The following is a 9,299-nucleotide window of genomic DNA, read 5'->3' on the forward strand; positions in this document are numbered from 1 at the left end:
TAGCAGGACTGCTAAGCATGAACAAAAACACAGTGCAGCGTATTTTTCAACTTAAAGGCTGGCAGGTGCGTAAACGAGCTACTGGCATGCGACCTCGCGTACAAGCCCTCGCTTCAGTTGCTGGGTCGCCCAACGAGCGCTGGGCAACGGATCTGTGCCGCATTTGGGGTGGCCGTGATGGTTGGTTAAGTTTGGCTTTAGTTATTGACTGCTATACACCAGAGCTATTAGGTTGGCAGCTCTCCAAGACGGGTAAAGCTAGCACAGCCACCTCTGCGTTAGAGCAAGCACTTCTCGCCAGATTTGGCACACTAGGTCGAGTTCCAGAACCGTTTTTATTGCGTTCAGATAATGGTTTAGTCTTCAGTAGCCGTAGTTATACGCAGTTAGTGCGCAGCTACGGGTTACGTCAGGAGTTCATCACGCCCCATTGCCCACAGCAAAATGGCATGGTGGAGCGATTAATTCGTACGCTCAAAGAGCAATGCGTACACCGCCATCGCTTTGAAAGTGTACAACACGCCAGTCGTATCATTGCTGACTGGATTTTATTCTATAACACTCAGCGCCCACATCAGGCGTTGAAAATGAAAACACCTGCTGAAGCTTATGCATTAGCAGCCTAACTTGAGCAGAAACTGCTGGGTCATTACATATTAAGGTCAAATCCAAAACTGGTTAACATAAAGAAAATATTTTTAGTCTAACTGGGTTGGTATTTTTATAATATTTTACCTCTACATCCTCCTATGTAAGCCTTTGGGACAAATTTGGGACAGTACGTAAAATCGCTGACCGATATAAATCTAAGTCAGCGATTTTTTTATACAACTGTTATGCTTTTTAGCAGACCTTAAAACCTAGCATTCATATTGACGTTAAAAGCATTTTGTTTAAGGCCAGAACCAAACTGACCTTGATACGCAAGCCCCACTGTGGTGTGTTTTGCAATATTAAAGCCTACGTTCGTTTCTAAGACTGCTGCATTTTTACCAATTGGACTACCAGTCGTTGTAAATGCATTCGAACCCACAAGATTCGCGGTAGAGTGGGGCGTGGTGGTGCCGTAAGCATGGCGCCAGCCAATATCCGCACCTGCTGTAGCTGAGATTTTACCTAAATCAAATTGAGTCGCTACACGTACCCCAATCGTTGAGAACAACGTATTCATCGTATCTGTACGTACAGATAACGCTGCGCCGCTGTTCCCTTTTTCCTTGAGTTTATCCGTACTCACATTAACGTAAGCTAGGTTTGCATAGGGTTCGGCGCTAACACGTTCTGTTAGGCTTGCCTTGTAACCGAGCTCACCGAACACTTGAAAAGTGCCTGCATTATATTTTGACGAAAGACTGTCTTGATATCCAGAAAAATGAATGTCTCTTTTCATTTTTAAGTGATGCCACGTATAGGCGAGGCCTGATTTAAAGGCTAAGTCACCTGACTCAAGCGGCCACTCACGGCCCGCGTAAGTACCGATGGTGTAATTATCACTATCCCCAGATGAGCCTAGCTCACGCACCTTGAATGTTGACTGGCTATAACCTGCCATCGCACCAAGACGCCATGCCCCATCAACGACGGTATCAAAGCCAGTAAAAAAGCCACCCGTTCTTGCGTCTAATTTTGCTGTACTGTCACTTGCTTTTTGATGAGACCATGTCCCAAACCCATAGCCCCAAACGGCAGAGTTAGGATTCGTCTGCGTCGCGCTCTGTGCCCGATCAGTGCTCGCTACCCGAATAGGACTACCGGTAGGTACCCCTTCAAAAGCCTGTTGTAAGCGCCCCCACGCCGCACTGCGGGTTAGGTGGCTGGCATTCATCAAAGCGCCACTGGTAGAGGCATAGGCCTCACCCGTCAACTGGGGTAAAGCATGACGAACCGTTGAACCATCAGGGTTGGAAAAGTCTAAAGCGCTAATTAACGTTTGTGTTTGAATCGAGGCGTTACTGGCTGCCGAGCTAAGTGCTAGACCCACATTCCGGCTATTGGCATTTGTGCCGTACTGCGAATAAGCGTCTTGATTTCTGGATACCGAAACAGAGTAGGTATTCTCTGTAGAGGTGCTGGCTAGCGCATTCAAAGTGGGGGAAGCCAGAGTTGTGTTCAGCATAGAAAATGAACCGGTTACCGTATCAGCTTGAAGCCATTTATCCGATGTCACTGTAAAGTCATTCTCATAGAAGCCCGGTGACACAGCAACAGTTAACGCACCGTCAATATCTGCCGCACCATTAACCACTACCTGATTAAATTTCTGTTGATTATTAACGGTAAGCTGAAGCTGCCCAGTCGCTGTTTGCTTGTAGGCGCCATCAATCGTAATCACGCTATCTATCGTCGTTGGAGCAACCTTACCCTCATTGATAAAAGCCCCATCTGGATTTATCTGATAGGTGCTTGAGCTTATTAAACTTGCACCTGAAGCAACGTGGGCCTCGTAAATTGCATGATGACCCGAAAACTGGGTAGTACCACCAGCAAGTTGTAAAGACAGATTATTAAGACCCACGATATTATCGTCGTAAGAGAACTTAAATGCGTTGTCGGCTTGATTGGTTGACTGACCATTCTCGTCGGCTTTTACACCAAAAGTCAGCGCTGTTAGACGAGGCTTATTATCGTCATCAACCTGGTTATACTGAGACACGACATTACCGCTAAGCTGCGCATTTCCCATGATATTAATGGTATCCACATACGCATTTTCAGAGATATAGATCGACGCATCCGTACCAGCTAAACGTCCAGTAATATCTGCCTTTTTAACGAGAGGCCCCATGAGTTCAGATAACATCGGAATCTGAGTAAATGCGTGTTCACGGATGTAAGAGCCGCGATATTCGGTATTATCCCCAAGGGCATTATGTCCAAAATCGAAACTGGCAGCGATACCTTTTGCGCCCAGCGCCTCTACGTCACCACGATGAGTAAAAGTATGGTCTTTACCGTAAGTGAACATCACACCGCGGCCATTGGTTCCATTAGCATGGACTTGTGTGCCTGCCAAAATAGTTAATTGATTGCCCTCCCCATCTACACGAATCCCGCCCCCTCCGGCTCCTGCGGATAACAAATCAGCACGTTGCACAATGTCGTTATAACTACCATATACATGCAAACCTAAGCCAAGAGTAGCCGTATTATAGGTATTTGCTAAATAGGCTGTGCCATCTTGATTCCGAGCAAAAAAGGGATTGTCATTAACTAACTGTTGATGATCTGCATAAACAGAATGACCCCAGAAATTTTTACGGTCTATCGTATAACCGATGTCTTGCAGTATGGCGACCTCTGCTTCCATTAAGTTAGTGTAATTACGATAGTTTTGATGGCTCATTAAACTGTTTTTTAACTCCAGATGTGACCAGACAGGCGTATCGAATTTATCTGGCGAACCGTATAGCGTAAGAGGTACGCCTGGCATTGCTCCCGCCATAACCTCTTGTACGTGTTTACCGGAAAAATACGCCTTATCCTGCCTTACATCAAAGATATCTTCTGGTGTGAGCACCTTGCCATCATCATCTGTTTGTTCATTTTCACATGCTGAGCAATAAACAATTTGTCCCGGCTGAGCGACTTGATGGTTATCGTCATAGAGATGGTTTTCCCATACAGAAAGCGTATCTGGTATAAAAACTCCTTTTGTTGTTTTTTCAGGATCGATCAAATCATACACTTTGACTTCAGAGGAAATACCCAACGCATGGGCAACCTCATGGATCACCACGGTTGTCATATCGACTTCGGGAGTTAGCACCACTTGGGAGGGCGTAAACGCAGTCTCTGACCAAGCCATTTTGCCCACATCAATAAACCCATGCGCATGTAAACTCAAATCATCAATGGGCTGATTTGTAATGGCAGCATGTACCTGTGTGCCTGCCCCCTCCGTCTCAACCACCACCGTACTAAAAGCAGAAGCCCCCTCATCATCATACGTACCCACATTAATGACGGCAGGATTTTGCCCTGGCACAACCTGTATCAACTCAGCCAAGTATTCAGCTGCAGAGAAAACTCGATTTTTTTCATCAACACTTAGATTCCAAGTGGAAGGTGTTGGGCTTTTATCTTGCCAACTTAAGGTATATGGACCATCTGTTTTCTCAAATATCTTTATTTGAAATATGGGCCTACCATTTTTATCTAAAATAGTTTGAGACTCTTGTGACCAAGAGGGCGAGGAAAATAAAGCACTAACCAGTAGTGACAGCGTTGATACGGTTTTATATTTCATGAGATAGCACTTTTAAAGAGAGCCATGCAATCACCAAGCCACAGCCAGTTACAGAATGAGATACTTAGCAATTATTGCCTGTATCATCGATACTGAATATCCCTGTAATTGGTGATTTAACCCCCTCTTTGGACAATAGTGATAAGAGTGCCTAGACTAGCTGATCCGGACTACAATCCGGTATATTGACAACTTATGTTAAATGTCTAGCAGCAGGAGACTTCGGATGCTTTCCCTATTTAAAAAATACGCTTTGCTTTTGATCTGTGGAGCCGCCTTATTTAGCGGCACGCTTCAGGCCAGAGATTTCACCTTTGCAATGGCGATACCAGCCGAATCTCATTATGGTGCTGCTGCTGAGGCATTCAAATCCACCTTTGAGCGCCTCTCAAATCAAACGCATCGTATTCACATTAAACCCAATGGCATGTTAGGTAGTGAGCGCGAAGTCCTAGAAAGCTTACAAATCGGTGCTGTTGATTTCACGATTTCATCAACTGGGCCAGTAGGCGGTTTTGTCCCAGAAACCTATGTGCTCGACTTACCTTTTCTATTCCATGATTATGACCATGCCAGACAGGTTCTAGGCACAGAGGTAGGCCAACAACTTTTACGTGCCTTTGATGCCAAAGACATCAAGGCCTTAGGCTGGGGCGAAAATGGTTTCAGGCATATCACTAACTCGACCAAAGCCATTCATAACCCTACCGATTTAAAAGGCTTAAAAATCCGCACCCAAGAAAATGATATTCACCTTAGTGCTTTTAAAGCTTTAGGTGCTGCCCCGACCCCAATGGCATGGCACGAAGTGTTTACTGCTCTACAACAAGGCACCATTGATGGTCAAGAAAACCCCATGGCTATTTTTGTATCCACCAAAATTTGGGAGGTACAAAAACACGCCACCTTATCGGGTCACTTTTATTCTCCTGCTGTCATTCTGATGTCTAAAATTCATTGGGATAACTTCAGTGCCGAAGAAAAAGAATGGGTACAGCAAGCCACCCTTGCCGCCATCAAAGCAAACCATGACTTTGTAGACCAAAAAGAAGCCGAAGGCCTCGCCATCCTAAAAGAAAAAGGGATGCAGGTCGTTGATTCCATCGATAAGACCGCATTTGCTCAGGCCGCCAGCCCTGCCTACGAGGCATTCAAAGCAAAATACGATACAACCTTGCTAGAACAAATTCAGGCCACTCAGCCCTAAACCATCATGTCTAAACGCATTGTCGCCATCTGCGAGGGTCTCATCGCCCTCACGCATGGCTTGGCTGCTTTATTACTTGTGATCGCCACTCTTTTAGTTTTTATTCAAGTTATCACGCGCTTTGTTTTTAATGACCCCGCCACGTGGACAGAGGTCACAGCGCGAGCTGTGGTGATTTGGATGGTTTTCTTAGCCGCTGGAGCAGCTTTTAGAACCGGAGCCATGTTAGCTCTAGATCTACTGCACACGCTTTTACCCCAGTCTATGCAACGTGTACTCATGGGGCTCATTAGCCTGTTAACCCTGCTCTTTCTCTGTGTTTTGGTCTGGTACGGTTACCTCATGACAGTACGTGTCCATGCACAAACGGTTGCTTTACTTGGTATTCCTATGTCATGGCTATATGCTGCCATCCCAGTGGGTGCGGGCTTAGCTATACCTGGGGTTATATTGCACTACTTTCGCCCTACGCCAAAGGCTAACGTATGAATGTGGCCTTAATCAGCACCTTAGCACTGCTTTTTCTCTTGTCGGTTCCCATTGCTGTTTCCATTGGTCTGGCCTCTATCACAGGCATTCATTTTTTTAGTCATCTGCCTTTACAGGTAGTGGCACAAAAAATGGTGGGTGGCTTAGACAGCTTTCCTCTATTAGCCGTGCCTTTTTTTATTCTGGCAGGACAATTGATGAGTCATGGTGGCGTCTCACAACGGCTAGTGAATTTCGCAATCAGTCTTATTGGTCATCGACAAGGTGGTTTAGCCAGCGCTTGCATTCTCACCTGCATGATTTTTGCAGCTATTTCAGGCTCCTCTGTTGCCACGACCTTTGCTGTTGGGGCGATCTTAATTCCAGCGATGGCTAAAAATGGCTATCCCTTGCCCGTTGCAGCAACAATTCAAGCGTCCTCTGCCGAATTAGGGGTGATTATTCCCCCTTCAGTGCCCATGATTTTATATGCCATTTCCACTGAGAACTCGGTACGACAAATGTTTATCGCAGGCATAGGCCCCGGTCTACTTATTGCCATCGCCTTATTAGTCATGGTGCAGATTTGGTGTCGTCTCAAAGGCTATGGGCTGCACGACAAACCCGTTACCACATCGGTTTGGGCTGCTTTCCTGAAGGCCTTTTGGGCCTTGTTATTGCCTGTTATTGTAATTGGCGGTATCTATGGTGGTGTGTTCACACCCACAGAAGCCGCTGCCGTATCTGCTGTATATGCTTTTTTTATCGGGGTCTTTGTCTATAAAGAACTGTCTTTTCGAGACCTACCCAGGGTGTTCAAATCCGCCGTTCTGACGACCAGCACCATTATGTTAATTATTGCTGCCGCTAGCTTATTCTCCTTTCTGATCGGGGTATCAGGAATAGCGGCTACCGTAGGGGATTGGGCTCGCGACAATTTTAATCATAAATGGTCATTTTTGCTCTTTGTGAATGGTTTACTTTTTTTAGTGGGTATGTTCATAGAGACCTCTGCCGCCATTCTCATTTTAGCTCCCATCTTGGCTCCTATTGCCGTCTCTTATGGCGTAGACCCCATCCATTTCGGCATCATTATTATTGTTAATTTAGCCATGGGAATGATTACGCCCCCCCTAGGCATTAATTTATTCGCTGCCGCTAGCGTCGCTAACATTCGGGTAATGGCTATGTTTAAGCCTCTGCTCGTGCCTGTGTGTACCTTAATTGCTGCCCTAGCCTTTATCACCTATCTGCCTATCATTTCCCTCTGGCTACGCGATTTATCTTTATAGCTTTGACGTTTTCTTGACGTTTTTCTCAGTTTTTATTGATGCTCTGCCCGCTACGATGCTACGCATCGCGCTACGTTTTAGCGACTTTTTAGTGATGCGGGCTTATGTATACTCAACTCCTCTTTTTTACCCTCGCTAGTTTTTGTCTTTTTACGCTTAGCCGTATTGCCCTAATGCTCTGGCAGCATCAGCGTGTACGCGCAGTAAAAGGCTGGCGACCACTATTGCTAGGGGGCGTACGTATTGATGCCCATTTGATTGCGGCATTTACCGCTTTGCCTTGGCTATTTGCCCCTTGGCTAGATGACGTGACATTCGTACACCCTTTACTGGCCGTGTATCTCTCTGCGGTGTGGGGGTTGTTTGTACTTCTGGAGGTGTCTACCCCTCAATTTATTATTGAGTATGACACGCGCCCAAATCGATTGTATGTGGATTACCTAAAACACCCACGTGAAGTCTTTGGCATGCTTTGGAAAGGCTACAAATTCGTGATTTTTAGTGGTGTATTTCTCTTAACCCTCAGTACAGCAGCTGTATTTGTCTACTTATACACCCATACCCAAAGCCTGTTTACTGCGAATTGGGTCGTTGCCATTGTCACCAGTATATTAAGCGCCCTCGTTTTATTCGGCATAATTCGCGGCACATTACGTCATCGCCCGATCAATCCCTCTACCGTGGCTTTTTGCGGTGATGCAATGGTTAACACATTGGCATTGAATGGCTTATATAGCGTGCTTTATGCCATTTATTGCATAAAAAACGAGCGCTCTGCCGAGCAAAGCTACGGCACAATGCCCGTGGAGAAAATGCTTCATTTAATTGGGAAAAGTGCAAAAATTGATATAAATCAAGACCTAAGATTGCCCACCTTGCATCATCAATCCCCTACCCATGCTGTGAATAAGCCAAAAAATATTGTACTAATCGTAGAAGAAAGTTTAGGGGCTCAGTACGTGGGAAATCTACAGGGTGCAGGCCTCACCCCCTATCTGGATCAATTATCAGCAGAGGCATGGAATTTTACCCGCGCCTATGCCACAGGGACTCGCTCTGTACGTGGCCTTGAGGCCATCTCCGCAGGCTTTCCGCCTACGATTTCAGATGCAGCGGTACGATTATCTGGAGCCCAGTCCCGCTTTTTCACCTTAGCTCAATTGCTAAATCAACAAGGCTATACCTCGCGTTTTATCTATGGGGGTGAGTCACACTTTGATAATATGAAAAGTTTTTTCTTAGGAAATGGCTTTACAGAGCTGCATGATCAGCCCACCTTTCAAAACCCCGCATTTACCGGAACCTGGGGCGTCAGTGATGAGGACATGTTTAACAAGCTTCATGACCTACTGAGCAACCGAAAAGATACAGACGCCCCCACCTTGAGCCTCGCTTTTTCTGTTAGCAACCACTCCCCTTGGGAATACCCCGAAGGTCGTATTGATCCTATAGGTGAACCCGCTTCGGTAGAAAACACAGTGCGATACGCCGATTGGGCCTTAGGTCAGTTTTTTGCTAAAGCACGCCATAGCGACTATTGGGATGACACGCTCTTTTTAGTCGTCGCGGACCACGATGCCCGAGTCGGAGGCAAAAGCCTAATCCCTGTACGTCATTTTCATATACCGGCACTAATTCTGGGCGGAGGCATTGCGCCTCGTCGGGACGACCGTATTATTAGTCAAATTGACTTACCCGTCACTCTCTTGTCCTTAGCAGGCATTCATGCGGCCCACCCAATGATTGGTCATGATTTGACCCAAGCCGAGTCGGGAGGACGCGCCATGATGCAATATGGGGATAATTACGGCTACCTTAAAAATGATCTATTAACAGTGCTAGAGCCGTTACGTGAACCTAGCCAATGGCGCTATACCGCGCCCGAAAACTACGAGCCATGTGCCATTAATGCTGACATAGTAGAGGAAAGTCTGGCTCATGCTTTGTGGCCCCATTGGGCCTATCAACAGGGGGCCCATAGTCTGCCCCATCTATTGAAAAATAACCGGCTTACTCCTGCGACACCTGTAACCGATAGCCCCGCCCATGCAACGTCTTAATTAAGGGGTCCCCTAACGCGTCCTGT

Annotated in this window: 6 protein-coding genes; 5 read left to right on the top strand and 1 reads right to left on the bottom strand. The window is 46.3% G+C overall.

The features are described 5' to 3' along the window. Nucleotides 1–626 (top strand): IS3 family transposase (locus Q0Z62_RS09855; RefSeq protein WP_298054003.1); only part of this gene is annotated, 626 nt, incomplete at its 5' end. 227 nt (nt 627–853) lie between these two features. Here the strand turns inward: Q0Z62_RS09855 and Q0Z62_RS09860 are convergent. After that, the gene (locus tag Q0Z62_RS09860; RefSeq protein ID WP_298054005.1) at nt 854–4,246 is read right to left on the bottom strand and encodes an autotransporter domain-containing protein; all 3,393 of its coding nucleotides are present in this window, start codon (nt 4,244–4,246) and stop codon (nt 854–856) included. Nucleotides 4,247–4,472: 226 nt separating this feature from the next. On the opposite strand from Q0Z62_RS09860, the gene Q0Z62_RS09865 reads away from it, so the two are divergent. The 4 genes from Q0Z62_RS09865 (at nt 4,473) to Q0Z62_RS09880 (ending at nt 9,273) form a co-directional block, all read left to right on the top strand. Beyond that, nucleotides 4,473–5,453 (top strand): TRAP transporter substrate-binding protein, encoded by a 981-nt coding sequence (locus Q0Z62_RS09865; protein ID WP_298054006.1) that lies wholly within the window; start codon nt 4,473–4,475, stop codon nt 5,451–5,453. 6 nt (nt 5,454–5,459) lie between these two features. Continuing rightward, nucleotides 5,460–5,942, top strand: coding sequence for a TRAP transporter small permease (locus Q0Z62_RS09870; protein WP_298054008.1), 483 nt, complete (start codon nt 5,460–5,462; stop codon nt 5,940–5,942). Continuing rightward, complete coding sequence (locus Q0Z62_RS09875) at nt 5,939–7,213, top strand: TRAP transporter large permease (RefSeq protein ID WP_298054010.1); 1,275 nt, start codon at nt 5,939–5,941, stop codon at nt 7,211–7,213. Before Q0Z62_RS09870 ends, Q0Z62_RS09875 begins: the two co-directional genes overlap by 4 nt. A 104-nt stretch (nt 7,214–7,317) precedes the next feature. Further along, nucleotides 7,318–9,273: an LTA synthase family protein gene (locus Q0Z62_RS09880; protein WP_298054012.1), complete on the top strand. Its 1,956-nt coding sequence runs from the start codon at nt 7,318–7,320 to the stop codon at nt 9,271–9,273. Nucleotides 9,274–9,299 lie beyond the last annotated feature (26 nt).

The organism is uncultured Paenalcaligenes sp. (assembly GCF_947630565.1).
Classification (GTDB): Bacteria; Pseudomonadota; Gammaproteobacteria; order Burkholderiales; family Burkholderiaceae_B; genus Paenalcaligenes; species Paenalcaligenes faecalis.